At 69.2% G+C, this 26,628-nt stretch carries 27 protein-coding genes and 1 pseudogene; 13 read left to right on the top strand and 15 right to left on the bottom strand.

What is annotated here, in order from left to right; all coding sequences use genetic code 11:
* Positions 1-89: 89 nt before the first annotated feature.
* On the bottom strand, positions 90-1,025 hold the full coding sequence (locus tag HD596_RS42590; protein ID WP_185075084.1) for a tyrosine-type recombinase/integrase: 936 nt from the start codon (positions 1,023-1,025) through the stop codon (positions 90-92).
* A 336-nt stretch (positions 1,026-1,361) separates the two neighbouring features.
* Here HD596_RS42590 and HD596_RS42585 point away from each other — a divergent pair, with 336 nt between their 5' ends.
* Positions 1,362-1,925 carry an RNA polymerase sigma factor gene (locus HD596_RS42585; RefSeq protein WP_185075083.1) on the top strand — a complete coding sequence of 188 codons (564 nt, stop codon included), beginning with the start codon at positions 1,362-1,364 and terminating at the stop codon, positions 1,923-1,925.
* Positions 1,925-2,860 carry a CU044_5270 family protein gene (locus HD596_RS42580; protein ID WP_185075082.1) on the top strand — a complete coding sequence of 312 codons (936 nt, stop codon included), beginning with the start codon at positions 1,925-1,927 and terminating at the stop codon, positions 2,858-2,860. Before HD596_RS42585 ends, HD596_RS42580 begins: the two co-directional genes overlap by 1 nt.
* 135 nt (positions 2,861-2,995) lie before the next feature.
* Here HD596_RS42580 and HD596_RS42575 read toward each other — a convergent pair whose 3' ends face one another.
* From HD596_RS42575 to HD596_RS42560, 5 genes are all read right to left on the bottom strand, one after another.
* Positions 2,996-6,046, bottom strand: a complete 3,051-nt coding sequence (locus HD596_RS42575) for a Tn3 family transposase (RefSeq protein ID WP_185075081.1) — start codon at positions 6,044-6,046, stop codon at positions 2,996-2,998.
* 147 nt (positions 6,047-6,193) lie between these two features.
* Positions 6,194-6,322: a hypothetical protein gene (locus HD596_RS64170; RefSeq protein ID WP_281398309.1), complete on the bottom strand. Its 129-nt coding sequence runs from the start codon at positions 6,320-6,322 to the stop codon at positions 6,194-6,196.
* A gap of 42 nt (positions 6,323-6,364) precedes the next feature.
* Complete coding sequence (locus tag HD596_RS65870) at positions 6,365-6,778, bottom strand: hypothetical protein (protein WP_185075080.1); 414 nt, start codon at positions 6,776-6,778, stop codon at positions 6,365-6,367.
* A gap of 183 nt (positions 6,779-6,961) precedes the next feature.
* Positions 6,962-8,263 carry a coiled-coil domain-containing protein gene (locus tag HD596_RS64165; RefSeq protein ID WP_185075079.1) on the bottom strand — a complete coding sequence of 434 codons (1,302 nt, stop codon included), beginning with the start codon at positions 8,261-8,263 and terminating at the stop codon, positions 6,962-6,964.
* Positions 8,264-9,027: 764 nt separating this feature from the next.
* Positions 9,028-10,239 carry an MFS transporter gene (locus HD596_RS42560; protein ID WP_185075078.1) on the bottom strand — a complete coding sequence of 404 codons (1,212 nt, stop codon included), beginning with the start codon at positions 10,237-10,239 and terminating at the stop codon, positions 9,028-9,030.
* A gap of 90 nt (positions 10,240-10,329) precedes the next feature.
* On the opposite strand from HD596_RS42560, the gene HD596_RS42555 reads away from it, so the two are divergent.
* From HD596_RS42555 to HD596_RS42530, 7 genes are all read left to right on the top strand, one after another.
* Positions 10,330-11,202, top strand: coding sequence for a LysR family transcriptional regulator (locus tag HD596_RS42555; RefSeq protein ID WP_185075077.1), 873 nt, complete (start codon positions 10,330-10,332; stop codon positions 11,200-11,202).
* A gap of 466 nt (positions 11,203-11,668) precedes the next feature.
* Positions 11,669-11,824 carry a hypothetical protein gene (locus HD596_RS42550; protein ID WP_185075076.1) on the top strand — a complete coding sequence of 52 codons (156 nt, stop codon included), beginning with the start codon at positions 11,669-11,671 and terminating at the stop codon, positions 11,822-11,824.
* Positions 11,825-12,205: 381 nt separating this feature from the next.
* A complete protein-coding gene (locus HD596_RS42545) occupies positions 12,206-12,655 on the top strand; it encodes a VOC family protein (protein ID WP_185075075.1) in 450 nt (149 codons plus the stop codon).
* 116 nt (positions 12,656-12,771) lie between these two features.
* Positions 12,772-13,101 (top strand): pyridoxamine 5'-phosphate oxidase family protein, encoded by a 330-nt coding sequence (locus tag HD596_RS42540; protein WP_246555277.1) that lies wholly within the window; start codon positions 12,772-12,774, stop codon positions 13,099-13,101.
* Between the two features lie 3 nt (positions 13,102-13,104).
* A complete protein-coding gene (locus tag HD596_RS62675; RefSeq protein ID WP_246555268.1) occupies positions 13,105-13,278 on the top strand; it encodes a hypothetical protein in 174 nt (57 codons plus the stop codon).
* Positions 13,279-14,326: 1,048 nt separating this feature from the next.
* Entirely contained in the window at positions 14,327-15,151 is an 825-nt protein-coding gene (locus tag HD596_RS42535) for an SCO6745 family protein (RefSeq protein WP_185075074.1), read from the top strand.
* Between the two features lie 915 nt (positions 15,152-16,066).
* Complete coding sequence (locus HD596_RS42530) at positions 16,067-16,636, top strand: dihydrofolate reductase family protein (RefSeq protein WP_185075073.1); 570 nt, start codon at positions 16,067-16,069, stop codon at positions 16,634-16,636.
* Positions 16,637-16,773: 137 nt separating this feature from the next.
* On the opposite strand, the gene HD596_RS42525 is transcribed toward HD596_RS42530, so the two are convergent.
* The 6 genes from HD596_RS42525 to HD596_RS42500 all read right to left on the bottom strand — a co-directional run bounded on the left by HD596_RS42525 (position 16,774) and on the right by HD596_RS42500 (position 19,066).
* Positions 16,774-17,106 carry a multicopper oxidase domain-containing protein gene (locus HD596_RS42525; RefSeq protein WP_313046318.1) on the bottom strand — a complete coding sequence of 111 codons (333 nt, stop codon included), beginning with the start codon at positions 17,104-17,106 and terminating at the stop codon, positions 16,774-16,776.
* Between the two features lie 172 nt (positions 17,107-17,278).
* Entirely contained in the window at positions 17,279-17,518 is a 240-nt protein-coding gene (locus HD596_RS42520) for a hypothetical protein (protein WP_185075072.1), read from the bottom strand.
* Positions 17,515-17,736, bottom strand: a complete 222-nt coding sequence (locus HD596_RS42515) for a YrhB domain-containing protein (protein ID WP_185075071.1) — start codon at positions 17,734-17,736, stop codon at positions 17,515-17,517. Before HD596_RS42515 ends, HD596_RS42520 begins: the two co-directional genes overlap by 4 nt.
* A 5-nt stretch (positions 17,737-17,741) precedes the next feature.
* Positions 17,742-18,077: a hypothetical protein gene (locus tag HD596_RS42510; protein WP_185075070.1), complete on the bottom strand. Its 336-nt coding sequence runs from the start codon at positions 18,075-18,077 to the stop codon at positions 17,742-17,744.
* A complete protein-coding gene (locus tag HD596_RS42505) occupies positions 17,984-18,823 on the bottom strand; it encodes a hypothetical protein (RefSeq protein WP_185075069.1) in 840 nt (279 codons plus the stop codon). Before HD596_RS42505 ends, HD596_RS42510 begins: the two co-directional genes overlap by 94 nt.
* A gap of 3 nt (positions 18,824-18,826) precedes the next feature.
* Positions 18,827-19,066, bottom strand: a complete 240-nt coding sequence (locus tag HD596_RS42500) for a hypothetical protein (RefSeq protein WP_246555266.1) — start codon at positions 19,064-19,066, stop codon at positions 18,827-18,829.
* A gap of 199 nt (positions 19,067-19,265) precedes the next feature.
* On the opposite strand from HD596_RS42500, the gene HD596_RS42495 reads away from it, so the two are divergent.
* Positions 19,266-20,696, top strand: coding sequence for a serine hydrolase domain-containing protein (locus tag HD596_RS42495; protein ID WP_185075067.1), 1,431 nt, complete (start codon positions 19,266-19,268; stop codon positions 20,694-20,696).
* Between the two features lie 55 nt (positions 20,697-20,751).
* Here the strand turns inward: HD596_RS42495 and HD596_RS62670 are convergent.
* Positions 20,752-20,910, bottom strand: a pseudogene (locus HD596_RS62670) (RNA polymerase subunit sigma-24); the annotation flags it as partial.
* 50 nt (positions 20,911-20,960) lie between these two features.
* Here HD596_RS62670 and HD596_RS42490 point away from each other — a divergent pair.
* Entirely contained in the window at positions 20,961-21,827 is an 867-nt protein-coding gene (locus HD596_RS42490; protein WP_185075066.1) for a GNAT family N-acetyltransferase, read from the top strand.
* A gap of 66 nt (positions 21,828-21,893) precedes the next feature.
* On the top strand, positions 21,894-23,318 hold the full coding sequence (locus HD596_RS42485) for an MFS transporter (RefSeq protein ID WP_185075065.1): 1,425 nt from the start codon (positions 21,894-21,896) through the stop codon (positions 23,316-23,318).
* Between the two features lie 94 nt (positions 23,319-23,412).
* Here the strand turns inward: HD596_RS42485 and HD596_RS42480 are convergent, their stop codons facing one another.
* Positions 23,413-25,128 carry an FAD-binding oxidoreductase gene (locus HD596_RS42480; protein WP_221519794.1) on the bottom strand — a complete coding sequence of 572 codons (1,716 nt, stop codon included), beginning with the start codon at positions 25,126-25,128 and terminating at the stop codon, positions 23,413-23,415.
* A 105-nt stretch (positions 25,129-25,233) separates the two neighbouring features.
* Here HD596_RS42480 and HD596_RS42475 point away from each other — a divergent pair, with 105 nt between their 5' ends.
* Positions 25,234-25,692, top strand: a complete 459-nt coding sequence (locus HD596_RS42475; protein ID WP_185075064.1) for a MarR family winged helix-turn-helix transcriptional regulator — start codon at positions 25,234-25,236, stop codon at positions 25,690-25,692.
* Between the two features lie 13 nt (positions 25,693-25,705).
* Here HD596_RS42475 and HD596_RS42470 read toward each other — a convergent pair whose 3' ends face one another.
* A complete protein-coding gene (locus tag HD596_RS42470; RefSeq protein WP_246555264.1) occupies positions 25,706-26,584 on the bottom strand; it encodes an RNA polymerase sigma-70 factor in 879 nt (292 codons plus the stop codon).
* Positions 26,585-26,628 lie beyond the last annotated feature (44 nt).

The raw sequence follows: 26,628 nt of genomic DNA, 5'->3' as shown, positions 1-26,628 counted from the left end.
AAAGTAGCGATGATTACTCAGCGCTACTTTGCGGCTGGTGACGCGGACCCGAGCGGGGGGCCTGAACCTGGAGAGGGCCAACTGTGCGATCAATGTGCCGCTCGGTCGCGACGTCGGCGGGCGGCGCGGATCTCGGTGTCGGCGACCTTGTCGTCCAGCAGCGCGTACAGCTGCGTGGTCTCGGTGGAGGCGTGTCCGAGGCGGCGGCGCACGGCCTCGATGGAGACGCCGGCGTTGATGAGCTCGGTGGCGTGGGCGTGGCGTAGTTGGTGGATGTCGATCTCGACACCGGCGGCGGCGCAGTAGCTCTGCCAGCGGTGATGGGCGGCGTCGTAGGACAGAGGTCCGCCGCGGCCATTGATGGACGCGCGGAACAGCGGCCCGGCGCTGTAGCCCGCGCGGGCCAGGTAGAGCTTGAGCAGGGTGACGTAGCCGCGGTCGTCGAGCAGGACGGTGCGGACGCTGCCGCCCTTGCCGTGGATCCGGACGTGTTCGTCGTCCAGGCGCAGGTCGAGATCCTCCACATACAGGCCGCACACCTCCGAGGCGCGGGCGCCGCACACATAGGCGGTCTCGAACAGCACCCGATCCCGAAGCCGGTCCAGCGGCAGGTCCTTACGCGGTCGCCGCGAGCAGATCGCCGCCAGCACTTTAGCCGCGTCGGCGGCCGCGGCCGGGCGGGGAAGGCTCTTCGGCACCTTGACCGTGTCGATGCGGTCCATCGGGTTGGCGTCCAGGAGGTCGTGCCGGACCGCCCACTTGGCGAAGGAGGCGACGGCGGCGCGCTTGCGCTTGCGGCTGGCCGGCGACAGGTCGGCGAGCTCGGCCAGGAAGGCCCGGATCGGCGCGGCGGTCAGCTCGGCGAGGTCCTCGCCGTGGTGGGCGGCGAAGGCGATCAGGTCGCCGCGGTAGGCGCGCCGGGTGTGGACGGAGGCGCCGGCGTTGGCCAGGTCGGTGAGGAAATCGTCCAGGTGCCGGGCGAGCGGGTGTGTGCGACCGAGCTGCTCGGCGATGACTGGATCCATCGTGCCGACCCCCATCCGCCGAGTTGCCAGATAACCGGGAATCGAAGCCTCCGCGCCGGACGACGGCAAGGTTATCCCGCAACCCCTGCGCACGTCTCTGGGATCCCGAAACGACAGCCTTGGTCAGTGTCCGCACCGAGAATCTCGCGCAGCGTGCTCCCGAGCGCGGGCATCGACCAGCACGTCCATCTCTGCCAGCGGAACCCGAAGAATAGTGCCTACACCTGCCGCTTGCGGGCGGCGGCATCACATTTCCGCCGTGTCACAGCTTTGGGGAACCCGGTGACGCCCTTCGGGAGACAGCACGGTGAAATACCTACTCACGAAGGAGAGGCGTTGAGCGCTGAGACGGTCGAGATCGACGACGGAGAACTGATCCGTCGTTCGGCGCACGACCCAGAGCAGTTCGCGGCGCTGTTCGACCGCTACGCCCAGCAGATCCATCTGTACGCGGCTCGGCGGCTCGGCACGCAGGCCGCCGACGACATCGTGGCCGAGACGTTCCTGGCGGCCTTCCGCAGGCGCGGGACGTATGACACCTCGTTCGCGCTGGCCAGGCCCTGGCTGTACGGGATCGCCACCACGTTGATCGCCAGACATCGGCGGCAGGAGGAACGGCTGCTGCGGGCGCTGAGCCGCACCGGAGTGGACCCTCTGCCGGAGGCACTGGACGACACCGTGGCGCGCCGGGTGGCGGCGCAGGGCAGGGAGCGTGAGCTGGCGGGGGCGCTGGCGTCGCTGCCCCGTGGGCATCGGGACGTGCTGCTGCTGGTGGCGTGGGAGGACATGTCGTACGAGGAAGTGGCGCGGGCGCTGGACATCTCAGTGGGGACTGTGCGGTCACGGCTGCACCGGGCGCGGAAGAAGGCCAGGAACGTGCTAGGGGATGAGGAGCTGTAGTGAACGAGCTGAAGGAGTTTCGCCGGAACACCCCGGCGATGACTGACAACGCAGCAACTGCTGCCAAGGCGCGGCTGATGACAGCGATCCACGAACCGGAAGCCGCAAGCAAGCCGGCCGCGTCCGGCACGAGAAGGTTCGGCTGGCGAATCGCGGTGGCGGCGGCTCTGGCCCTGGTCGTCGGCGGGACCGTCGTGACGCTCAGGGACGAGCCGGGCATGGCACCGGTGGCCAGCGTGACCGAGCTGGGCGAACGCGCCGCCCGTGCGGCCGAGAACGACCCGACGCCCGCCCCGGGCCCCGGACAGTGGCTCTACACCAAGGAACTGCAGCTGACCGGGGTCGAAGGGGACGTCGACCGAGACCAGCGTGACACCTGGGAACGGTGGACAAGCGTGGACGGCAAGCGGTCGGCCTGGTACCAGGGCGGCAAGCTGATGTTCCAGGGCAGCGCGATTTTCAACCCGGCTGAGCTGGCCAAACCGCCTGTCACCCCGCCGGGGGTGATCGCCAAGATCAAGGCGGCCATCCTCGACGAGGACCGCCGGGGGCCGCAGGAGCTGAACGGCCACGTCCCGCCGGTGATGCTCTTCATGGAGATCAACCAGCTCATCTCCGAGCAGTGGCTCGCCCCCGAGGTGCGGGCCGCGCTCTACCGCGCGCTGCCCACGATCAAGGGCATCACGGTGACCCAGGATGTGCCCGTCGCCGACGGACGGCGAGGCGTCGCGTTCAGCATCACCGAGGCCGAGGCACGGAGCTATCTCGTCCTGGACCCGCAGACCTTCCGGTATTTGGGCACCAACTCGACGCGGCTGCAGGATCGGACCTACGAGTGGGCCGATGGCAGTAAGGAGACCTTCAAGGCGGGCACGGTGGGCCTGACGGCGCAGCTGGAAGCCACGATCGTGAACCAGCCCGGCCAACGCTCCTGATCGCAGCAGAATCAGGCCCGACGACGATGACCAGGGCGGCGGTCCAACCGACGCCCTGGTACACGGCATTGTCAGGAAGACCAGGGAGACCCCGGTGCTGCAGTGACCTGGCGTCAACGCAGTCTCCGAGCCTCTTCATACCTCCGGAGGAGGCGGTGGCCCGATCAGGTCCAGCCGCCGGTCGCGGCGCAACTGCACCGTCCCGTACGGCGTCATGTTCGTGGTGAACAGCGGAGTCAAACCGCGGCGGTCGACGTCGGTGAGCACCTCCGCCCACTCCGGCTCAGCAAGGCAGTCTTGAATCATCAGGGTATTGATGTAGCCGAGGCTGCTCTGCAAGATCATCAAGCAGAGCATCGCCACCTCCTGCTCCTCGCGCCTATTTGAGGCCAGCTCCCCGCGCTTACCGAACCGGATGTAGTCGTTGACCCCGTTGTAGTTCTCCACCACGTTCAGCCCGGACTCGGTCTCATGCTGCAGGTCCCGGTCACGGAGCCAGCGAGCTAGGAAAATGGTTCGCTGGGCACACCCCACCTCCAGCATGGCCGAGTAGGCCGGGTGAGTGGTCTCGCCCTGGAAACGGCGCAGCAGGGCCTCGGTGGAGGCGGTGCCCTGCCGGATCGCCGTCGCATACTTGATCACCAGATCGTAGTTGTTCTCGATGATGTCGGGGCGGATAGGCCGAGTCAGCGCCGGGCGTAGCAGGGGGTACGCGAACCGGTCTCCTCGGCCCGGCAGGTACAGCTTCATCACGTTGATCTGCTTGAAGCGGGCGACCAGGTCGAAGTTCAGCAAGCGGGTGATGCCGAACCCGATGAGGCTGGCTCCGTGGGAGTCCACATAGTTGGTCTCCACGTTCATGTTCGTCTCGTGCCGCATCGCGCCCTCGACCATGGCATGCACCTCCGAGGCCGAGCACGCCAGGTGCTGGCTGTAGATGGCCATCGCTCCCGCGGTCTCGACCGTCCAGTAGATCAGCACGCCCCGTTTGGCCCGCTTGTACCGCGAGTGGTACTCGGTGAAGATGTTCTGGTCGTAGGCGGAGAAGTGGGTGGAGTCGGAGGCCACCGCGGTGGTGCCCTCACCCCACAAGGCGCTTTGCCGGGCGGCGAAGGTGGCGTTGGCGATGGTCTTAGCCACCTGCCGCGCCCCGGGCACCGACAGGAACCAGCGGCGGCAGTAGCGCAGGTCCTCCTCGCTGTAGGGGTGTTCGCCGGCGGCCACCGACCGAATCCCGGCGCCGGTGCCGAGCGCGTAGATGACCAGCAGCATGCGCTCGAAGAACTCGGTTGGCTCCATTCCCAGCCGGGTTCCGGCCGGGATCAGGGCGTCCAGGCAGCCGGTGCGCAGTGCGGTCTCGGTGAGCATGTCCAGCAGCGGAACCACGCCCCAGCGGGAGCGCACCGTGGCCTTGAGCTTGCGCAGGTTGCGCGGCTCGGGCAGCGGATCCAGTGGCGAGAGCACGATCGCGCCGCCCTTCTTACGCTCGACGATCTCCAGCCACGACAGTGACGGCAGGGCGTCATGCAGCGCCGACAGCTCAGCGTCCATCTCCTCCAGCAGCTCAGCGGTGAACAGCTTGGCCTGGAGCGGTTTGCGCAGCCGGGCGTAGTTCTCCTCCCGCTTGTCCTCGAAATCAGCCGGCAGGTCCAGGTCGGGGTTGCGCCACTTATAGGCGCCGTGCACCCAGATCTCCTTGCAGCGCAGCTTGTCCCGCAACATCTGAAACACCCCGCACTCGTAGACGCTGCGCAAGATCCGCTGACGGCCGTTCTTATCGGTGCGATACATCAGCTCGGCCAGCTCCGCCGGCACGATGCCCTCCACCGGCACCGTCTCGCCGGTCGCGTAGTACTTCGTGCGGTGGGTCGTCTCGGCCTTATACCGCTTGATCAGCGCCAGCGCGGTCATCATCGGCGCGTGCATCGTGTTGGTCGAGCCGAACTCCAGCGCCTCCAGAATCTGGATCAGCCCGGCCCGGTAATGGTTGGTGTAGGAGGCTTTGAACACCCGCTGCCGGTGCTGGCGGTAGGAGGTGCCCTTGTGCTGGTACTCGTGCCACAGCGCCACCAGCGTGTCCACGCCGCCCGGCACCACCGGGTAGATCGCCTCACTCACCGTCTCCTCCGGCGCCTCAAGCGCGGCCTGGGTCATCTTGAACAGGATGTTCTCCTTGCCCGATACGCGCTTCAGCTCGGCGATGAACTCCTCGGTGACCTTGGTGTCGGCGCGGGCGTTGATGCGGTGCACGGTGGTGATCAGCAGGTCCATGAGGGCGTCGGTGATCTCCCACCGCCGGCAGTGCAGGTAGGCCGCCAGCAACGTCACCCTCAGCTCGTGACCGTGGCGGCGAAGGTGGCTGGGCGAGGAGACCGCCACCCGTGCCCGCCACGACAGCAGCACGCCCGGGGCGATGTCGTCGAAGACGTCCTCCGGCAGCCCGATCGCCTTGATGGCGCCGAGCTTGAACACCTCCTTCTCCATCGTGGTGACGCTGACGTTGCCGGGGTCCTCGCGAATCGCCGCGAACACGTCCGCGCCCTCGCCGTCCGCCGGCGTCTCCTCCTCTTCGTCGTCCCCAGGCTCGGGTGACTCCTGCTCGGCCTGGTCGGCCGCCTCTGCGGCCTCGCTGCGGCGGGCGATCAGGGCGAACATCCGCTGGATGACGTCGTCGCTGATCCGCGAGGAGATGCGCAGCGTCAGAGCCTTCTCGGACTGGTCCAGCGCAGAGCCGACGATCCGTTGCATCCGCTGCTTGGACGGCGGCTCGATCTGCTCGTCCTTCAGGTGGGCCAGCAGAGCCGTCCGCACCCGGTCGGCGCGCCGCTCGGACTTGCATACGTTGCGGGCCAGCCACTCGGCTGCCTTGTCGGCGTCATCGACACCGCACTCCCGAAAGCCGGTGAAGTCACGAATATCGGTCCTGTGGGCTTTGCTGGTCCGCCCGTCCCACTCGTACAACGCCAGATCGGAGGCCGGAACCTTCACCGCGGCGGCGACGTACTCGACCGCCTCGTCCGGCAGCTCGCCACGCCCGCGTGGGAACCGCCCGTGGAGCTGATGAAACTTCAGCATCAGCGCGAAGGCCAGCTTCGTCGGCCCTCGGCGACCTGCCAGGAGTTCCATCTCCTCATCGAGGAGCGTCCAGTGGCCGACCAGTTCGTCTTCGTCGAGGACACGCGCCATGACACTCGAGCTCTCTTCTCAGGGGCTGCCGACGGGTCCAGGTCGGCCACCACAGATCAACCCCCGAGATTCGGATCAATACCTATCGCACCTGATCCGATACGTCCGGGAAACCGCGAAAGATCCGGGAGAAGCTCCGCAAAGGGCCTAATGACCAGGGCGAACGCGCTCGAATGTACTTGGTGACAGCTTCGTTAACGACAGGCCGTCGTACAGGCCAAACCGCCCGTACGAGATCGGCGCCTCGTCGTAGACGCTGCGGATCAACTCAGCCACTACGGTCTCCTCCATCCGGGTCGCAGGTGGAAACCTTAGCGATCACGAACGACAGTCCCGATCGCGCCCGCACGAAGCCCAATGGCGCAGATGTGGCGCTGTTCTCCCTTCGGGGCACGCGCTCTTACATCGAGACCGCGCTCCGTCGGCGACTACGCCGAGCCCGTGCCGCGCCAACTTCAAGAAGATTCCAGCCCCGTATACAGACGGAAACCCGGCCACCACGTGCCGATGCTCCATCCGCCGGTGCAGGAGCAACACGTCGATCAGCGCCTCGGTGCCCGCGGCGTCCCGATGCTTGCGCCGCACCGCCGCCCACCAGGCGTCATGGACGGCGGTAGGTGCGACCCGGGCCGGTTCCAGCGCGGTCGCTCCAGGCAGCGCGCCGGGCTTGCGCACCAGGGCCTCCAGGTAGTGGTCCGGCACCCTGGCGATCAGCCGCTCGTGCCGGACCACTCCCACTCCCTTGTGGTAGACAATCGGGCCGGAGGCGAACAGTGACCCGCACCTGGTACCCGGCCCAGGTGGATCGGCACCGGTGGTGGTCGGTGCGCACGCTGATCTGTCCGTGCATGCTGACGCGCGACGTCAGCATCCGGCTGATCTTGAACGGCTCGAGCGGCAGCGGCGCCAGCTCCCCTAGGACGAACGAAGTTCCGCCGCCACCGCCCGTTCCCGCAGCTGCGCCGCCTCCGCCCGTGCCGCCTCCAACTGGGCCCGCAGATCCTCGACCCGCATCCGCTCCAGCCTCAGCTCCGCCAGCAACCCGTCCCGCTCCTTCACTGCGGCATCAGCCCGGGACTTCTCCCGTGAGACCAGCTTCCGCTCCCGGGTCAGCAACGCGGAAGCCTCCGCCGCCTTCCCCTCCAACCGCTCCACCTCAGCCGCCGCCTGCGAGGCTTCCTTGAGCGCCACCGCCCGATCGCGCTCGGCCTCCTTGACTGCCATGGCGCGATCCCGCTCTGCTTCCTTCAGCGCCACCGCTCGATCCCGTTCGGCCTCCTTGACTGCCACGGCCCGATCGCGTTCGGCCTCCGCCGCCGCCCGTTCGGCCGTGACGGCCCGCTCCACCGCCCGGTCCCGCTCCTGCGCCGCCGCCTCCGCGCGGGCCTGCGCCTCGATCAGCTTGCGTTCGGCCTGTTCACGCTCCCGCAGGGCCGCCGCAGTCTCGGCCCGGGCGCGATCGCGTTCCTCCCGTGCCCGGTCGGCCTCCTCCTGAGCCTGTACGACCTGCGCCCGCGCCTCGGCGGTGCGCTGCTCAGCCTCCTCCATGACTTCAGCCGTACGCCGCTCGGCCAGCTCCGCCCGCTCAGCCAGCTCATGAACGACCTGGTCCCTGGCCTGCTCCGTCAACTCGCCCCGATGTAGCGCCTCCTCGGCCCGCCGCTCGGCCGCCTTCGCGCGTAGTTTCGCCTCCTCGGCCGTCTGCAGCGCCTGCCGTTCGGTGCTCGCGGCCTCCCGCAACGCGGCCAGCGCCTGCTCCCGTGCCCGTTCGGCATCCCCCAGCGCCGTTTCGCGCTCGGCCTGCGCCTCTTCGAGCCGTACCCGCATCTCGGCCGTCTGCCTGCGGGCATGCTCGGCGGCCTCGCGCGCCAGCCGTACCTGCTCGAACGCCTGCTCGCGCTCGGTACGCGCGATCGCCACGCGCGTGTGCGCCTCGGCCTGCACCGCGCTCAGCTTCGCCTCGACCCCCGCCGGACTCAGCTCCGCGGCCAGGGCCCGCGCCAGCGGCTCGATGGCGGCGGCCAGCCCGCTCTCCATCCGGTCGTACAACTGCTCGGCCCTGGCCAGCGCCCCTTCCAGCCCCGGCGTGGCCCGCCGCAACTCCCGCTCCCGCTTGGCCGCCGCCTGGCAGTCCTTCTCAGGGCAGTACGCCTTGGGCCGTCCCCTCCCCCGCCGCTGCTCGATCGGCGCCCCACAGTGTTTACACGGCGTTACCACACTGGCATCCGGAGTCACGGCGGCAGCTTATCATTTTTGATTTTCCAGAAAATAAAATTCAGAAAACATGACCTGGTGCGTCCCGGCTCGAAGTGCCTGCAGTGCCGGGGTTGAGCAACCGCCGTGGTCGATGAGAACGATCTTGCTGGGGGTGCCGAGGAGCAGACGGCGCCGATCATGGTCAGCGGGAGTCGCGAGTTCTGCGGCTCGATATGTGGTTGGGGCCGACTCGGTTGGCGGCTGCCCAGCCCTCGCCGAGCCCTTCAACTCGGAGACGGACGGTGCACGCCTTTCCGAAATCTTCGACTGGTACGTCTCCGGCGACCTCGGGAGGCCGAAGACGCCATGCACTGGCGGGGAAGATCTTCCACGGCAGAAAAGACGAGATCTACCTGCGCTACTACAAGGCCCTCCGCTCCCGAACGTGACCCCAGCCGCCAGAACGAGGCTCCGTACTACCGAGGAGCGCCGGTGCGGATCGTTACTCCCGCTCGTCCACCGCGCCCAGTCACTGCTCCGGCAGCAGCACCTCCTCACCGTGGCCGGGCCGTTGGTCCGGACCGAAGGAGTCGCCGAGGGGTTCCACCCGCCCGAGGTGGTGCTGGTGTTCGAGGACCCGGCGCCCACCTCCAAGATTCCCGCACTGGAACGGCCCGCGTTCGCCAAGGTCGCCTCCGCCGCGCACCCCGGCGACACCCTCACCGTCTCAGGGCTATTGCCTGAGCGCCTGGCTCTCTACCACCGGCTGACCAGCAAATCAGTCATCAGCGGCGAAGCATTCGGGAGCCGGAGATCGCGACGAGGATCGCGGCGAGGGTGACCAGGCCGATGAGCACGACGACTGCGGGCCAGACGCTGAGCGCGGCGGCGGTGAGAAGCGGCGGGATGGTCATGCCGGCGTAGGCGATGAGGAAGGTGCCGGCCAGCGCTTCGCCTCGACGCTCCGCATCCGCGACCGCGGTGACGATGGCGAGGGCGGCCCGGAACAGGATGCCGATCCCTGCGCCCGCGACCCCGCCGCCGATGAGGAAGAGCGGAAGCGAGGCGATGATGGCGGCAACGCCGATGCTCACGAGCCCGAGCGCGGCGAGCGCGATGGCGAGCCCGATCTGAAGGCGCGTCGCCAGCCGCACGGTGACGATCTGCGCGAGGGCTGCCGCCATGAAAACGACGAATGGCGCCAGGCCGGCGAGCAGGTGCGAATGCAACCCGAGGAGACCGACGAGGAAGGTCGAGGACAGTCCCATGAAGGTGCCGAACACCGCGAACGCCCCGAATGCCGCCGCTCCGGCCGCCCAGAACGCGCCTCTCCCTGCCGCCGGCACTGCGACGCGCTGCGGCCGGTAGGCAGGGCGCTCCTCACGGCGCTCGACCGTCTCGGGAACGAAGGCGACCAGGATCCCTTCGACGACCAGGAGGACGGCGAAGGCCACGAAGGGCACGACGAGCGGTCGCGTGGCCCATGTCGCGGTGAGCCCGCCGATCAAAGGGCCGAGGGCGATGCCGCCGAGGTTCGCGAAGGTCGACACGAGGGCGATGCGGCCTTTGGCGTGGTTGGCCGCCGCGCCGAGTTCGGAGAGGTGTGCGGTCGCCGTGGCGGTGAGGATGCCGATGCCGAGTCCGCTGATGAAGCGGGCGACGATGAGGCCGGCGACGTCGTTCCAGACGAGGAACAGGATCGCGGCCAGCAGGTTGACCAGCAGCGAGCCGAGGATCACGCGTCGGCGCCCGAGCCAGTCGGAGACATGGCCCGCGAGATACAGGCTCAGCATGACCCCGACCGCGTATGCGGCGAAGATGATGGTGAGGACGATCGTCGGGAAGCCGTCGCGCTGCTGGTAGATCGCGTAGAGGGGCGTCGGCACGGCGCAGAACGCGAGCTCGGTGCTGAAGGCGAGCGCGATGATCCAGAATCCCGCCCCATGCGAGAGCCGTCCGGTGGCTGGAGTCAGAGGGGGAGCCGCGGTTGTCGTCATTCCTCCATGCTCGACGCCTCATATCATCGTGTCCAACGCATACTCTTGTTCATAGTTATCGACGTGAACGATGGCACAGGAGGCGGAGAGATGGAGACCCGACTGGTCGAGTACGCGATCGCGGTCGCCGACGAGCTGAGCTTCACGCGTGCCGCGCAACGGGTTCACGCAGGGCAGTCGACCGTCTCCGCCGGTGTCCGGGCGCTGGAACGAGAGCTCGGCACCGCGCTCTTCGAGCGAGACCAGCGAGGGGTGCGGATCACCGCCGCCGGAGAAGCGGTGCTACCTGCGCTTCGCGCGCTCGCCGACGCCGAGGCGCGCGCCCGCACCGCGGCCGACCCGCGAGGCGAACTGCGGGGCGAGCTGCGCATCGGGGTGTTCTCCAGCGTGAGCTACCTGGCGATCCCGCGCGTCATCGGCGCCTTCCACCGCGAACACCCGCGCGTCGACCTCCGGCTGCGCGCGTCTCCGTCCGGCTCGGCGGAACTCGCCGACGCCGTGCGGCGGGGGCGGCTCGATCTCAGCATGTACGGGCTCCCAGCGGCCACCGCAGGCCCGGGCCTTGCCGTGCACCGGCTCGCCACAACGCCCTACGCAGTCATCCTCCCGGCCGACCATGAACTCGCATCGCACGCGAGACTGGCGCTGAAGGACCTCGCACATGAGCCCTTCGTGGACGCGCCTGTCGGTTTCGGCAACCGGGACGTCCTCGACGCCGCGCTCAGCGCACGCGGGATTGTGCGCGATGTCAGAGTCGAGGCGACCGAGACAAACGCGATCCCGGTCTTCGTCGCCAACGGCCTCGGCATCGCGCTGCTCCCCGAACTCCTGATCCCGCCGAGCGACGGCATCACAGTCGTCCCTCTGAACGAGCGCATCACCTGGGAGCTCAACGTCGTAACGCGGACCTCGACCGGCGAAACCACCGCGGCTCTGCTCGAGCAGTTGCTCGCAGCCTATTGAACCCTGTTCCGGCGTCTTCAGCCCTTGGCATCCGGCCAGTACAGGACCCCAAACTGGACGATCCGTACGGGGCGGTGCGGCGGTGCCGCTGCGGGTGGTGGGTCGCGACGAGATCCCTGATCAGCCGCAACCTGACCGTCAGACAAAGGTGCGCCGCCAGTTCGCTTTTCGCCGACGTCATGGCGATGGACCTGTTGACGGGGGCGTTGGCACGCTGATGGGCGACATCGCCGGTCCCCGCGAGAGCTGAACTGCTCGCGCAGGCATACCCGGCCCCGGTGTCCCGAACGCCGACCACCTCCTGGCGATCATCGCGCTCGCGGGACAGGGCCGCGAACCTCGCGCTTGTGGCAGTTCCAGCGCGACCTGCAGAACGAAGTGACCGCCGAAGGGATCGCCGCGGCCGAAGCCGAAGGCCGCTACTGCGGCGGGTCACCCGCACTCGCCGGAAACCAGCTTGAAGGAAGTGCGGGCGACCTTCCGTGACGAGGGCGCCTCGATCGCGGGTCTCGCGCGTGAGCGCGGGGTGAGCCGAGGCGCCGTGCGCACCGTACTGGCCGACCTGCTGCCCGACCCGAGGATCCCGCCCCCGCTGACCGAGGAAGATGCCGCGGCACGATGACATTCGCATCTGTTGGGCGGCCCGTTCAGGGGGACAAGGTGGGATCAAGATTCCATCGGCGGAGGTAGAGCGCCGCATCAATCCGGGAGATAGTCGGGTGACCGTCCAGCGGATGGACAACGTCGGCATCGTCGTCGACGACCTCAAGAGGCGTTGGGCGGCACGTTCGTCGAGCTCGACGTGGCGATGATGCGGACCCGGGACGGCCACGGCCCGATCGAGCCGGCGAGGCACCACACGCCGAAGGCGATGGGATTTCCGTAGTGCCGGACCTCCGAGCAAACTGGGCACGAGCCGGGGAGGATGTCGAGAATGCGGTGCCGGCTCCGTCCCAGGAATACCAGCGGCCACGAACCGGCCGCGTGATGAAGGAGACCCAGCATGGCAATCCAGCGGATGGACAACGTCCTGATTGTTGTCGACGACCTTGACGCCGCCATCGCGTTCTTCGTCGAACTCGGCATGGAGTTGGAGGGCAGGGCGCTGATCGAGGGGCGTTGGGCAGAGCAGGCGGAGCGTGTCATCGGGCTCAACGGGGTTCGGCAGGAGGTCGCGATGCTGCGGATCCCGGGCGGCGTCGGCGGAATCGAGCTGGCGATGTTCCACACACCGAAGGCGATCAGCGCCGAGCCGAAGGACGCGCCGGCGAACACGCTGGGCATTCGCCGCGTCATGTTCGCCGTCGACGACATTGAGGACGTCATTGCCCGCCTGCGTCCCCACGGTGCCGAACTCGTCGGCACGTTGGAGCAGTACGAGGACAGCTACCGGCTCTGCTACGTCCGCGGCCCCGAGGGCATCATCGTCGGCCTGGCCCAGCAGCTCCGCTGACGCTCCGTCGCGGCCGACCAGGGCGATCCGGCTCGCGCCCGCAGCCGGAGACGACGCATCAGCAACCACCCTGGATCACGCAAGCCGGGCGGATCAAGAAACAGATCATGGGAGAAATGACCGTGGAACCGAACGAGGTCACCGAAGTTCTGAACCGGCCGCTCAGCCGGGAACTGCTGGCCCGCGACGTGGCCCGCCTGGCCTACGTTGCCAAGGACGGCACACCCCGCAACATCCCGATCATCTTTGCCTGGAACGGCTCGGAGATCGTCATGTCCACTCCGAAGAACGCTCCGAAGCTCCAGGCCTTGAGCGAGAACCCGATGGTAGCCCTGACGATCGACACCGAGGCGCACCCGCCCAGGATCTTGCTCATCCGGGGTCGGGCCGAGCTGGACTTCGTCGATGGGATTCCGGACGAGTATCTCCAGGCGACCAGCACCTAGGAGATGACGCCCGAGCAGCGGGTGGAGTGGGAGGCGGAGGTACGTTCGCTCTACCACGACGGCATGGTCCGGATCGTGGTGACTCCGACGTGGGCGAAGCTGATCGACTTCGAGACGACTCTGCCGAGCGCGGTCGAGGAGCTGATCCGGCAGCGAGAGGAGCGTCAGTCCGCCTGAGCGTCGACCGGCCGCCCGCGTTGGCCCATGCCTCGGCCCCTCACCGCGGTGCGCGGAAAGGCCTGCTCCTGCCGGCCGTGGCGGGTGCCGATCGGGAAGCGGCGATCCGACGCGGCTGGTGTTGCCATTTCCTTGGCGCGCTTGGGACGGGAAGTGGCTCTCCCCGTGCCCGCTCGTGGGCCGCCTCGGAGGCGGGACGAAGCGGCACATAGCGGTCGACACGCGCGGGCTGCCGCTGAACGCGATCGTCACCCCGGCCGACCTGCCGGACCGGGCCGTTGCCCGTGACATGCTCACCCGTTGCGCCTGTTCCACCCTCAGCGGGCTGACTCCGCCTATGGTGGTGAGCTGGTGGCAGGGGCCCGCACCCGCGTCCGGCTAACCCTCAAGATCGTCTCCCGGCCGCGGAATCAGCCCGGATTCGTCGTGTTACCCCGCCGCTGGATCGTGGAGCGCACGTTGTCGTGGATCATGAGAGCCCGCCCCAACTGCCGCGACTACGAACCGACGGATCACGAACGCTACCGGTCCGCCCGCGCCCGAAGATCGCCAGCCACTTCGGCACCTCGCCCTGCCGCTCCCGCCAGGCCGCGGTGCGACATCGCCGACTGCAGTACTTGGCATCGGCACGCTTCTGCAAGCCTGGCCACCACGTCCGCCCGTACACCGGGCAGCGAGAGCGCGGCCGCTGCTGCTGATGAGGTCTTGCAGGGAACGGCCCAGCCGATCCAGCGAGGGCATGCGGCCCGCCGTGACGGCTCGCCAGTTTGAGGACCAGCTCGCCGCCCCGCAGGGGGATCGCCTCCGCAAGCGGGTCGTGGAAGATCAGCGTCGGCGCCGGGCTGAAGCTGCCCGGCCGGCACGCGGTCCCACGATCCGCCCGAAGAACCCCGGCGGGCGACCGAGCCTGGATGATACCCCGGCGCCACCCGGCAGAATCGACCGAGAATTATCGACCGGAGTTGTCGTATCCGGGCCACGTCGTTCGTAGCCAGGATGAGAGGCCGCCCGCCAGGGGCGCTGCCACGACCACAGGAGATGACCACCGATGCCGCACCCACAGGCCAAGATCCACCGCATGTTCGAGCTCGTCGAGCCGATCGCCACCGTCACCTTCTCCGAGGTGCCGAACGAGGCGTTCCTGGCCCTCGGCATGCGCAACTACTGGGACGGATACTTCGCCGGCCGGGCCGCGCCGCTGGGGATGGCACCGGCCGAGGTGGTGCACGCGGTGTTCTACAACTTCGCCGACGGCGAGGTGGCGCGCCACATCCCCTGGGTGTGGGGGAAGATCAGCCCGCAGGAGGCGATCGCCGTGCGCGAGCGGAGCAGCGCCGCCGCCCTGCGGCAGAGGATCGGGGAACACGCCGACTCCCCCGCCCTGGTACGGGCCGCCGACCTCGCCACCCGAGCAGCGCTCAGCGCGCCGGCCGAGGGCCGGGTGCTGTACGCCGGGCTGCGGGCGCTCGACGTACCCGAGGAGCCGGTGGCCAGGCTCTGGCACGCGGCGACACTGCTGCGCGAGCACCGCGGGGACGGCCACAACGCCGCCCTTCTCGCCCACGGCATCGGCGGCACCGAATCCCACGTCCTCATGGCTCTTTCCCTCGGAATGAGGGCGGAGGAGTTCGGCCGGATCCACCATCTGCCCAAAGCACAGCTGGCCGCCGTCGTCGATGGGCTGCGCGGCCGCGGCCTCGTGGACGCCGCCGGTGGGTTCACCTCCGCCGGCCGGGAGACCAAGCAGCGGATCGAGGCGCTCACCGACGAGCTGGCGGCCCTGGCGTACGACGTGCTCAGCGTGGACGAGCTCGACGAGCTGGTCGCGGGGCTGGAGCCGATCGCCGCCGCAGTACGGGCCGCCGACGACTGAGCGGCCCGCGCCGTCGAACAGCCGACCGGCGCGGGCCGAACCGGAAGCAGGAAGCTGATTTCGCAGCTCAGACCCTATTTGGCGGCCTGTGTCACGTTGGTTAACGGCACCCCTCTCCGGAGGGGAACGGTGAGGCGACGATCGCGCCGTCGCGGGGCTGGTTCCCGGTTGTCCGGCGCCAGATTGTCGGGAGGGTTGTCTCGGATTTGCCGTTGACAACAGCCCCCCGCCGGGGGCGGTGCGCAGGGCCGGGGCCACGACCCGGGAGATCCGTCCAGGCGTCGGAGGTTCGATCCGCTCCTCGCGCAGATGCTTGAGCAGCTCCTCCCGTATCCGTTCAGGACGCCGACAGGCCGTGTGATGCGTATGGGGCTAAGCGGGCCTGGGGCACCGGGGACGGGCCGAAGGCGATCTTCAACGACGCGGTGCGGGGTGTCGCGCCTGGCTCGGCTGGGAGGCTGCGGCGGAACGGCGCTGTGGGACACCCTGCATGCGGCGCTGGGCGAGCGGCAGGTGCGGTAGTTGGACGCGCTGCTGGTGGGGCTGACGGAGAAGGCGGGTCTCGGTGCTGGAGGAGTGAGGTCTTTCCGTGGCGTGTCCGTGCGCGCTCCGTGGCGGTCAGGGGGGCCGCACGGATGTCCCGGCCTGTCGCGGTACGCCAAAGTCGCAGACAGCGACAGCGACGCGGAAGGGAGGCGGCATGGGAACCCGACTGGTGGATCATCATGATCGCGACCTGATGTCGATGTTCAGATGTCGGAGGCACGACTTCCCGATCGTGCCTCCTGCCGGGTCGATTCCTGCGGGCGTATGGCCGCGTCGCCTTGGCCGTGCCGGGTCTGATTGCCGTCGCATGTCGATAAGCAGCGGTCGGCTCCGACCTACCTATGACCGCACAGACAAGAGAGGTAACCAATGAGCAAGATCATCTACTGGGTGCACGCGTCGGTGGACGGGTTCATCGACGGGCCCAACGGGGAGTTCGACTGGCCGGTGATGGGACCGGAGCTGTCCGCGTACTCCGAAGGTCTGGACAAGGGGGTCGACACGCTGCTGTTCGGGCGTCCGGTGTGGGAGATGATGGTGGGATTCTGGCCGAACGCCGAGTCGATGTCGGATGACGCGCACGTCGCCGCTTTCGCGCCGTTCTGGCGCGCCACGCCGAAGATCGTCTTCTCGCGTACGTACCCGGGCGACGAGTGGACCAGCCGCGTCATCAGCGGCAACCTGGCCGAGGAGGTCGCCGCCCTCAAGGCCCGGCCCGGCGGCGGGGACCTGCTCCTCACCGGCGGCTCCGCGCTGGCGGCCGCACTGACCGAGCTGGGGCTCATCGACGAGTATCACATCGCCGTGCACCCGGTGGTGCTCGGCGGCGGTCGGCAGCTGTTCGCCGCGCCGGAGCAGCGCCACAAGCTGCGGCTCGTCGATTCGCGCGTGCTCGACGGGCAGGTCGTGGTGTCGCACTATCAGCTCTCCTCCAGATGAGCGATCACCAGCGCCTACGCTGCCTTTGAAACAGCCCTGTTCTTGGCCACGTGGCGGCTGATGAGGTGGCGCACCATGATCAGCCGTTCGGACCGCACTTCGACGGCGGTGGCGTCGGTGGGGAACGACCGCCGCGCTCAGTACCCATACCGGCCCCCGCGCAGGGCCTGCGCGGTGGTCACCACGGCGGCGGTGGCGATGGCCAGGCCAGCACTGTGCTTATCCCCCTCGTGCCCCTGCAAAGCGCCCGACGGCAGCACCAGGTCGGTCGGGTAGCCGTTGCTCGCTCTCTGGGGCATCTTGTCGCCGTGCAGGTGCGCGGCGAAGGGAACGGGTAGCTCGTTGCGGTGGGTCATCTGCGGGCGGCGCCCGCTGCGCGACACGATCGTCGGCTCCGGGAAGAGCCCGTTGTCGCCCCGGATCTCGGTCCGCCGGCTCGGGATGATCTGCGCTCGGGCCGGTTTCCGCACGATCTCGTAGTAGGCGGTGGTCCCGCGTCGTGAACGGCGCCGGCGGGGTCAGGATGATCCCGGTGCTCTCCTGCACCCGTTGCGACCGACAGGGAAGCGCAGCAGGGCGGTCTGACTCGGCCTCACAAAGAGTTGACACCGCACAACCTCTGGCCCGGACAGCCCTCGCCTCTCAGGGGCGGCGTAGCTCGAACGCCCGCACCGCCCCCTCGGCCGTCGGCCGCAGCGCGAACCGGACGCCGCCGTCGCCGGGGTATTCGTACCGGTGGTCGAAACCGCCCCCATAGACCTCCGCCGGGACGCCTTCGGGGAAGGCCTCGCAATAGGGGACGTACCGGCCGGCCGCCTGCGGGTCAACCCGTTGCCGGAGCCTGGCGCACGCGTCGCAGATCGCGGGCCGCCACCGAGTCACAGCCCCGCCTCGTGGGCCTCGGCCGCCGCCTCGCCGGTGTACATGGAGTCGTACTCGACGAGCCCGCCGTCGGCCCGCCGCAGCAGGACCGGTCCCAGTCCGGCGTACGTGGTGCCGGGGTCGCCCGTCTCGACGAACTCCGCCGTGGTGATCGTGAAGAACCACCCGTACGGCCGCTCCACCGTCACCGCGTCGTGCACGACCAGCCCCTCCCCCACCGCGCTCAGTTCCTCCGCGATGTACGCACGATCCGCTCGGCCTCCCCGTACGCCTTCCGCATTGCCGCCTTGTGCTCCTCGCTGAGCGGCTGGGCGGCCTTGTCGTAGTCCTCCACCCGTTGCGGGCGCAGTCCGGCGAGGGGCACCTTGGCCCGGCGCTCGACATTGACCTTGCCGAAGTCGCCTTGGTCGGAGAGCGGCGGCTCGTACCCCTGCGTACCACTCTGACCGGCGGCATCGGTGCCCTTCAGGTCGTCCGGCTCCAGGTCGAAGTCATAGAGCAGGATCTCGCTGATGAAGCCGATGCCGGTGCTGGTGTCCTCGCTCTCGCGGAAGGCCATCCAGTCGTCCATCTCCGCCGCGCCCTTGAACTTGTACCAAGGCGTCCGACTGGCGTCGGCCAGGCCGTGACGGTGGACGAACGCCTGGTGTCGTCGATGGCATCCTGGAACGCGTCCGCGTTCTGGTTTCGGTCGGCGGCCGTGTACTGGTGGGCGAGATGGTCGGCCTCCCGCATGACGTCCTTCCAGTGGCGCCGGTCGGCCTGGGAGTCGTACAGGTCCTCGGCCTGGTAGGAGGCCTCCTGCGGCTGGCCGCTCCGGCCGCTCTGCCCCAGGGGCCGCGTTGACTGCTGCTCGCCGCTCGGGCCGGCCAGGCCGTTCTGGCGGGCGGCCCAGACGATGCCGTCGCGTACGTACGAGGAACGCGCCTGGAACGTGTCCAGCAGCCACTGGATCCCGTCGCGGCCCCAGGTGTTCGCTATGCGCTGGAGGATCTTGCCTGCCTGGCGTTCGGCGTCCTCGTCCCGATAGCGGGATTCGCTCATCCGCCCGTCCACGGCCCGCAGCGCCCACAGGTCCGGATCCGCTTCCGGGTCGTCGGCGGGACCGCGCCGGCGGGCATAGACCTCTTCGCGGGAGCGCGGTGTCGGCGTGGTGTCCTGTGTCGGGTGTGCCTGCGTGGTGTGCAGCCGTTCGATGCGGGCGGTGGCGTCGCGCAGAGCGTCACCGAGTCCGGCGGTGTGGCCCTGCCAGCTCTTGAGCCCGGCCTCGACCTGAGACCGCTCCATCCGTACGTGCTCGGCCATCCGCTACCCGATCTCGCGCAGCCGGTCGTCCAGGTGCCCCAGCACGCTGTGGAGGTCGCCGTCCAGGTGGGCTCGCATCTGCTCCGGCGGGACGAGGGGGGCGAACATCCGCACGATCTCCTCCTGGGCCATCGCCGCGGCCTGCTGCACGGTGGCGGTGACGAGGCCGTCGGGCGAGCTGTGGGTGACCTGCAGGGCTCGGGCGCGTTGGTACAGTTCGAGGGATTGATCCTGCAGTCGCAAGAAATTGTCACGCAATTGGTTCGCGTATTCATGCAACTGGTCAGCGTTCATTTCTCGCACCGTAATCGGGGAAGTCGGCTCTTCGCCCCATTACAGGATTCGTTGAAGTGACCCGCCCGCCACGTCAGTCGCTGGCCGAGGTGAGTTGCCCAGCTAAATCCCCTGTAACTCGATCGGGCGGATTTGTTAGGGTGCTCGGATGCCTTCTCAGCGCCCCCTACTGCCGCGCTCGACACCGGCCGCCTCGGGGATGTCGTCCCGTTCGATCGCCGCACTGCTGGACCGGCTCGAAGCCCAATCCGTCGAGTGTCATTCCATCATGGTCGTACGCCACGGCCACGTCGTCGCCGAAGGCTGGTGGGCGCCGTACTCGGCCGAACGCCCGCACCTTCTCTACTCGCTGACCAAGTCGTTCACCTCGCTCGCCGTGGGACTGGCGATCGCCGACGGGCTGCTCTCGCTGGACGATCGGGTGGTGGACGTGCTGCCCGATCACGTTCCGGCCGGCATCTCGGAGCAGGGGCGCCGCCTCACCGTTCACCACCTGCTGTCCATGACGACCGGGCACCGTACGGACAGCCTCGCCGAGGCCTGGCAACTGGAACCGGACGACCTGGTGAAGGGCTTCCTGCGCGTACCGTTTCCCGAGGCCGAGGGAACACGGCACGCCTACGACAATCCGACCACCTTCATCCTGGCCCGGATGGTGGAACGGGTCACGGGCCGCGGCCTTCCGGAGCTGCTCGACGAGCGCCTCCTCCATCCGATGGGTGTCGACCACGCCGAATGGGACCGGGTGGCGAGCGGTGCTTCCTTCGGATTCCACGGGCTGCACCTCAGGGCCGAGGCCGTCGCCGCCTTCGGGGAGCTGCTGCTGCGCGGAGGCCGCTGGGGCGACCGGCAGCTCGTCCCGCGCGAATGGGTGGAGCTCGCGACCCGCCGGCACATCGCGACCCTGCCGTTCGAGGACGGATCGGCGGACGCCGACTTCGTGTGCGGTTACGGCTACCAGTTCTGGATGTCGCGTCACGGTTACCACGGCAACGGCGCCTTCGGCCAGCAATGCGTGGTCGTCCCGTCGCACGATCTCGTGGTCGCCGTGACCGGCGCCCATGCGCAGGCGCAGGCAGTGTTCGACGCGATCTGGGAGTGCCTGCTGCCCGGCATGGACCACCCGGGAAGCACCCGGGACGACGAGATCCTCGCCGATCGGCTGCGGCGGCTGTCACTCACACAGGTACAGGGTTCGGCCGTCCCGGAGCGTTCCGTCAAGGCGAGGCTCGACGCCTCCGCCGAGGATTCGGCCCTGCCCGACGGAACCACGGTGATCGTCGATCCCGTGGACGGTGGCTGGCTCCTGCGATTCGGGTCGTCCCTCGACGTCGAGGCGGGCCACGGCGAATGGCGGGAGAGTTCGCCGCTCGGCCGCCCTGTCGTCGCGGCCGGCGCCTGGCAGGGCAACACGTTCGTGGCCGAGCTTTACGTCATCACCACCCCGCACCGGGTTCGGCTGGTGGTCGACGCCGACGCGGGGACAGCGGTGGCGACATGGAACATCGTGCCCCTGACCGGCCCCAGTCTGACGCGGCATGTGCGGTCGCCGCTGATGACACGGCCCGACGTCGCGTAGGTGATGCTTGCCGGGCGGTGACCAACGTCAGTGGAACCGGCTCGCGGGACGGATGCAGTTCGTCGTACCACTCCACGATCTGCACCCGGTCCGTCTCGCAGGCGCTCAGGGCGTCCGCGTGCAGGGCGGCGATCGCGGCCTGCGCCCGCTATTCGCCCAGCCGGTCGCGGGCCGGCGCGGCCTGCAGGATCGCCACCCCCTCGGCGATCAGGCCGGCCGAAAACCAGGTGCGGACCGGCGGTTCGGTGGAGTGTGATCGGGGCCATGGCGATTGTGTTGGGTGAGCCGGGAGTCGACGGGCTGGGCGAGGTCGTGGGCGTGCTGCGGGAGTGGCAGGACGACGGGGCGCCGATGCAACTGCATCCGGGCGACGTGGGCTGGTTCTGGCGGTTCGGCCCGGAGGCGACGGCGGCGGCGGTCCGGACGTGGAGCCGGGACGGCCGGATTCTCGCCGTCGGGCTGCTGGACCAGCCGGATCTGCTGCGGCTGACGATCGCGCCGGACGCTCAGCAGGACGAGGAACTGGCGCGGCAACTGGTGGAGGACGTGACCGAGCCGGGGCGCGGCGTGCTGATCGAGGGGAAGGTGAACGTCGAAGCGCCCATGCCCGCGCTGGTCCAGGATCTGCTGTCGGAGAACGGCTGGGACGTCGACGATCCGTGGACACCGCTGCGCCGCGACCTCGCGGAGCCGGTGAAGGATCCGGGCGTGCGGATCGAGGTGATCGGGCCGGAGCAGGCGCACGTGCGGACCGCCGTACAGCGGGCCTCGTTCGACGGTTCGACGTTCACGGACGAGCGCTGGCACGCGATGGCGGCCGGATCGCCGTACGCCGACGCCCGCTGCCTGGTCGCGTACGACGGCCAGGGCAACGCGGTGGCGGCGGTGACGGTGTGGTCGGCCGGTCCGGGTAGGCCCGGGTTGCTGGAGCCGATGGGCGTGCACCGGGAACACCGCGGTCACGGCTACGGCAGGGCGATCACCGTCGCCGCGGCCGCCGCGCTCCGTGACCTGGGCTCGTCCAGCGCGATCGTCTGCACCCCGAGCTCCAATGTCGGCGCCGTCGCCACCTACAGGTCAGCCGGTTTCCAGCCACTGCCGGAGGTCCGGGACAAATACCGGGCCGCATAGGCTGCATGATCGACAAACGGGGCCAGGAAGCCTATCCGGCAAGAACGCGGGTAGCCAGAAAAGCTTATGAGCGACGTGGAAACCGGCACCATAACCACCAAAGTGCCCGCGCGCCTTGATCGGCTCCCCTGGTCCCGCTGGCACTGGATGATCGTCGTAGGGCTCGGCACCGTCTGGATACTCGACGGGCTCGAAGTCACCATCGTGGGCAACCTGTCAGGGCAGCTCGCCAAGCCAGGCAGCGGCCTCGAGATCACTCAGGCGCAGGTCGCGGGCCTGGCCGCGGCGCTTTACGTCGCGGGCGCCTGCGTGGGCGCGCTGTTCTTCGGCTGGCTGACCGACAGGTTCGGCAGGAAGAAGCTCTTCCTCATCACGCTGGTCGTCTACCTGGCGGCGACCCTGATGACCGCGTTCTCCTTCCATGCGTGGTGGTTCTTCCTGTTCAGGTTCATGACGGGGTTCGGGATCGGCGGCGAGTACGCGGCCATCAACTCCGCCATCGACGAGCTCATCCCGAGTCACCACCGGGGGCGCATCGACATCATCATCAACGGCAGCTACTGGCTCGGCGCCGCCGGCGGCGCGTTGCTGACCGTGCCGCTGCTGAACGACCTGCCGGTGAACATCGGCTGGCGCGTCGCGTTCGGCCTGGGCGTGGTGCTGGGCCTGGCGATCCTGCTGGTACGGCGGCACGTACCGGAGAGCCCGCGCTGGCTGTTCATCCACGGCAAGGAGAAGGCGGCCGAGGAGATCGTCGGCGGCATCGAGCGGCAGATCGGCGCCGACCTGCCGGAGCCGACGGAGTCGGTGACCGTGCACCAGCGCAAGTCCATCGGTTTCGGCCGGATCGCCCACACGATGGTGGCGCTCTACCCCAAACGTACGATCCTCGGCCTGTCGCTCTTCATCGGGCAGGCGTTCCTGTACAACGCGATCACCTTCGGCTACGCGCAGATCCTGACCACCTTCTTCAAGATCGACACGAATGCCGGCTACTACTTCGCCGTCATCGCGGTCGGGAACTTCCTCGGCCCGCTCCTGCTCGGCCGCCTCTTCGACACCGTGGGCAGGGTCCCGATGATCTCGGCCACGTACCTCGGGTCCGGGATGCTCCTGCTGGGCACGGCCTGGCTGTTCAGCCAGGGCCTGCTGACGGCCGTCACGCTGACCGCGTGCTGGTCCGTGGTGCTCTTCGTCGCCTCGGCCGGGGCCAGTTCGGCGTACCTGACCGTCAGCGAGATTTTCCCCATGGAGACCAGGGCCCTGGCCATCGCGTTCTTCTTCGCGATCGGCACCGCCGCCGGGGGCATCGCCGGCCCGCTCGTCTTCGCCTCCCTCGTCGAGACCGGGGTGCCCGGGGACACGGCGCTGGCGTTCTCCATCGGCGGCATCGTGATGATCGCGGCGGGACTGGTGGAGCTGCTGTTCGGGGTCAAGGCCGAGCGCAAGGGCCTGGAGGCCATCGCGGCGCCGCTCACCGCGGCGAGCTGACCGAGACGCGGTGCGGTGGCCGCCGCTCGGCTCGCGGGCGGGCCACGTCGGCCGGGCAGGCGAGGAGGCCCGCCCGGCCGGGTGGGCGCGGCGTTCAGGATCGGGGGCCCGCACCGTCACCGGTCGGCGGGATGTTGTGGTTGATACGGAACAGCTGGTTCGGGTCGTACTTCGCCTTCAGCTCGGCCAGCCGCCGGTAGGCGACCTCGGTGTAGGCCCGCCTGACCCGCTCGGGAGCCGAGTCGTGGTCGAACATGAACCCCGGAAGCATGGCACCGGTGTCCCACCGCCGCAGCCGTTCCAGCGCCTCGTCGGCGGCCTTGCGCACCGCGTCGGCCTGCTCGGCCGGAGCCGGCATCCGCATCCACAGGTGGAAGGCCGCGCCCTGGGTGCTGACCGCGTGCGAGCGGCCGGGCGGCCGGTCCAGCGCCCCGCCCAGGTGACGTAGCTCGATGCCGGGGAACGGCCCCCCGGGCGTCGCCGGGTCGATGAACGAGACCAGCTCCTCCACGGCCTCGTCGTCCAGCTCGTGCAGCAACGCGCTGCGCAGGTGCGCGCTGACGGGGTTCTTGGGGTCCTGGTAGATCTCGGTGATCTGCGTGTACGGCCTGGTCTCGCAGGTGTCCTTCTCCGGGCCGAGCGCACGCAACGGCTCCACCAGCCGCGCGCCCTCCTCCCCCATGTGGACCACCCGGACCTGCACGAACGAACGGTCGCGGAACTCTTCGGGCAACTGCGGCACGTCAGGGAAGCGCAGCAACGTCACGGAGGACGACATCTCCTCCGGCTGCTCCTTGGTCCAGGCCAGGTAGGAGCCGAGCACGTGGGCAGCGCGCCTGCGGTCCTCGACCGGGTAGTAGAGCTCACCGCCGTAGAGGGTACGTAGCGGCAGCAGGTCGATCTCGGCCGCGACCACGACACCGAAGTTGCTCTTGCCGCCCCGTACCGCCCAGAACAGGTCGGGCTCCTGGGCCGGCGAGACGGTGCGCAGCAGGCCGTCGGCGGTGACGACGTCGAGCGAGCGTACGTGGTCGGCGGCGAAGCCGTACGTACGGCCGGTCAGCGGGAGCCCGCCGCCGGTCAGGTAGCCCATCACCCCGACCTGGCCGGAGGAGCCGCACAGCGGCGCGAGGCCGTGCTCGGCCGCCGCGGTGAGCACCTCGCCCCACCGCAGCCCGGCTCCGATCCTCGCGGTACGGGCACGCGGGTCCACCGACAGCTCGCGCAGCTCCCCGGTGGCGATGAAGACGGCTCCCTCCGCGGGCACCGACTTGCCGTGCCCGGTCGACTGAACCGCGACCGGCCGTCCCGCCTGCGCCGCGAACCGGACGGCGGCGGCCACGTCCTCGGCGTCGGCGGCGACCACGACCGCCGCGGGCCGGTGCTCGACCGTCAGCAACCAGCCGGAGCAGGCCTCCGCGAAGCCCTCGTCACCGGGGTAGAGCGTGCGCCCCCGGATCGGCGCGCCCAGGCTCACCACGTCGTGCCAGGCCGCCTGCCCCTCGCCGAGGTACTTCGCCGAGGTGGTGTGCGTCTCGACGGTGCCGGTCCCGTGATATCCGGCCTCCTCAAGGCGAGCCTCAACGTGAATCTGCCGTCGGCCCGAGTCGGTGAAAAGCTCGGTGAGCTCGTAGGAGAACCAGCCGGGCCGGCCCGCACTCCAGACCCCGGTGCCCACGCTGCGAGGGGTGCGCAGCGCGACCGTGCCGTCAGGCGCGAACGAAATGGTGAAGGAGTCAGTCCGGCCGTCGTGGTGCGTCTGACCGCTCCAGACCCCCACCGGGGTCTGAAGGGCGTCCGTAGTTTGCATGTCCGTTATCCGCTTTCTCGAAGAGAACGTTGGTCAAACCAACGTTGGTGCGGCCAACAGTACACCTAATCGTGGGTGCGGCCAACAATTTGCTAGATTGTCCCCGTGGACACGCCAGAGGGGCCGCCGCCGCAGCGGCTGCGCACGCTGCCGAGCAGGCTGACCAACCAGGCGGCGCAGACCGCCAACCGGATCGTCGATCAAGCGCTCGGTCAGGCCGGCGTCCGGCGCTACCACTACGCCCTGCTCGCCGCGCTGGAGGAGTACGGCCCGGCCAGCCAGGCCGCCCTCGGCCGCCGCACCGGCATCGACCGCAGCGACATGGTGGCGACCGTCAACGACCTCGCCGAACGGCAGTTCCTGGAGCGTGCGCCCGACCCGGACGACCGCCGGCGCAACGTCATCACCATCACCGCGGCAGGCCGGAGCCAGCTCACCCACCTCGACCGGCTACTCGCCGCCGCCCAGGACGCCTTCCTCGCCCCGCTGCCCGCGGACGACCGGCGAACCCTGATCGACCTGCTCACCCGCCTCGTCGCTCATCACGGCGACAAGCACAGCTGAGGCCGTCCCGCCCTCAGCGGCTCACGGCGGTCTCCCGTTCCACGCGCGACAGCTTCTCGGGATTGCGTACGTGGTACGCGCCGGTGACGTAGCCGTTCTCCACCCGCACCGCCAGCACGCCGTCGATCTCCCCGTCAACCCGGACGAGCAGCCCCGGCCCGCCGTTGATCTGCACCAGCTCGACCGATCGTTCCGCGTCGCGCTTCCACCAGCCGACGGCCAGCAGCCGAGCCACCGGACCGACGCCCACCACGGGCCGTAGCAGGGCATGCTTGATCCCACCGCCGTCGCTCAGGGCCACGACGTCCGGCGCGAGGATGTCGAGCAGGCCCTGCAGATCGCCGGTTTCGACCGCCCGCTGGAAGGCCTGGAGCGCGGCCCGGGTATCGGCCGGTGAGGCGGTGCCCCGTGGCCGGCGCGCGGCGACGTGCGCCCGCGCCCGGTGGGCGATCTGGCGGACCGCGGCCGGGCTCTTGCCAACGGCTTCGGCGATCTCGTCGTAGTCCAGGTCGAACACCTCGCGCAGCACGAACACCGCCCGCTCGGTCGGCTGAAGCGTCTCCAGCACCAGCAGCATCGCCATCGAGACGCTGTCGGCCAGCTCCACGTCCTCGGCCACATCAGGCGAGGTCAGCAACGGCTCCGGCAGCCACGGCCCGACGTAGGACTCCTTGCGCCGGCCCAGCGTACGCAGCCGCTTCAGCGCCTGCCGGGCGGTGATCCGGATCAGGTACGCGCGCCGGTCCAGGACCGTACCGAGATCGACGCCCGCCCACCGCAACCACGCCTCCTGCAGGACGTCCTCGGCGTCGGCCGCCGAACCCAGCATCTCGTAGGCGACGGTGAACAGCAGGTTGCGGTGGGCGACGAACGCCTCGGTGGCCGAGTCCATGCGGCTGTCCCGAGCAAGGGGCCCGCCCGTCGGTTGCTCGCTCC

It is taken from the genome of Nonomuraea jabiensis (genome assembly GCF_014204795.1).
Taxonomy (GTDB): Bacteria; Actinomycetota; Actinomycetes; order Streptosporangiales; family Streptosporangiaceae; genus Nonomuraea; species Nonomuraea jabiensis.
This window is presented reverse-complemented; position numbering and strand designations above follow the sequence as displayed.

Excerpts from the sequence above, each read along its gene's own strand:
- HD596_RS42590 (WP_185075084.1), bottom strand. The coding sequence starts at position 1,025 with ATGGATCCAGTCATCGCCGAGCAGCTCGGTCGCACACACCCGCTCGCC.
- HD596_RS42575 (WP_185075081.1), bottom strand. The coding sequence starts at position 6,046 with ATGGCGCGTGTCCTCGACGAAGACGAACTGGTCGGCCACTGGACGCTC.
- HD596_RS42560 (WP_185075078.1), bottom strand. The coding sequence starts at position 10,239 with ATGACGACAACCGCGGCTCCCCCTCTGACTCCAGCCACCGGACGGCTC.
- HD596_RS42555 (WP_185075077.1), top strand. The coding sequence starts at position 10,330 with ATGGAGACCCGACTGGTCGAGTACGCGATCGCGGTCGCCGACGAGCTG.
- HD596_RS42545 (WP_185075075.1), top strand. The coding sequence starts at position 12,206 with ATGGCAATCCAGCGGATGGACAACGTCCTGATTGTTGTCGACGACCTT.
- HD596_RS42540 (WP_246555277.1), top strand. The coding sequence starts at position 12,772 with ATGACCGTGGAACCGAACGAGGTCACCGAAGTTCTGAACCGGCCGCTC.
- HD596_RS62675 (WP_246555268.1), top strand. The coding sequence starts at position 13,105 with ATGACGCCCGAGCAGCGGGTGGAGTGGGAGGCGGAGGTACGTTCGCTC.
- HD596_RS42535 (WP_185075074.1), top strand. The coding sequence starts at position 14,327 with ATGCCGCACCCACAGGCCAAGATCCACCGCATGTTCGAGCTCGTCGAG.
- HD596_RS42530 (WP_185075073.1), top strand. The coding sequence starts at position 16,067 with ATGAGCAAGATCATCTACTGGGTGCACGCGTCGGTGGACGGGTTCATC.
- HD596_RS42510 (WP_185075070.1), bottom strand. The coding sequence starts at position 18,077 with ATGGCCTTCCGCGAGAGCGAGGACACCAGCACCGGCATCGGCTTCATC.
- HD596_RS42505 (WP_185075069.1), bottom strand. The coding sequence starts at position 18,823 with ATGGCCGAGCACGTACGGATGGAGCGGTCTCAGGTCGAGGCCGGGCTC.
- HD596_RS42495 (WP_185075067.1), top strand. The coding sequence starts at position 19,266 with ATGCCTTCTCAGCGCCCCCTACTGCCGCGCTCGACACCGGCCGCCTCG.
- HD596_RS42490 (WP_185075066.1), top strand. The coding sequence starts at position 20,961 with ATGGCGATTGTGTTGGGTGAGCCGGGAGTCGACGGGCTGGGCGAGGTC.
- HD596_RS42485 (WP_185075065.1), top strand. The coding sequence starts at position 21,894 with ATGAGCGACGTGGAAACCGGCACCATAACCACCAAAGTGCCCGCGCGC.
- HD596_RS42480 (WP_221519794.1), bottom strand. The coding sequence starts at position 25,128 with ATGCAAACTACGGACGCCCTTCAGACCCCGGTGGGGGTCTGGAGCGGT.
- HD596_RS42470 (WP_246555264.1), bottom strand. The coding sequence starts at position 26,584 with ATGGACTCGGCCACCGAGGCGTTCGTCGCCCACCGCAACCTGCTGTTC.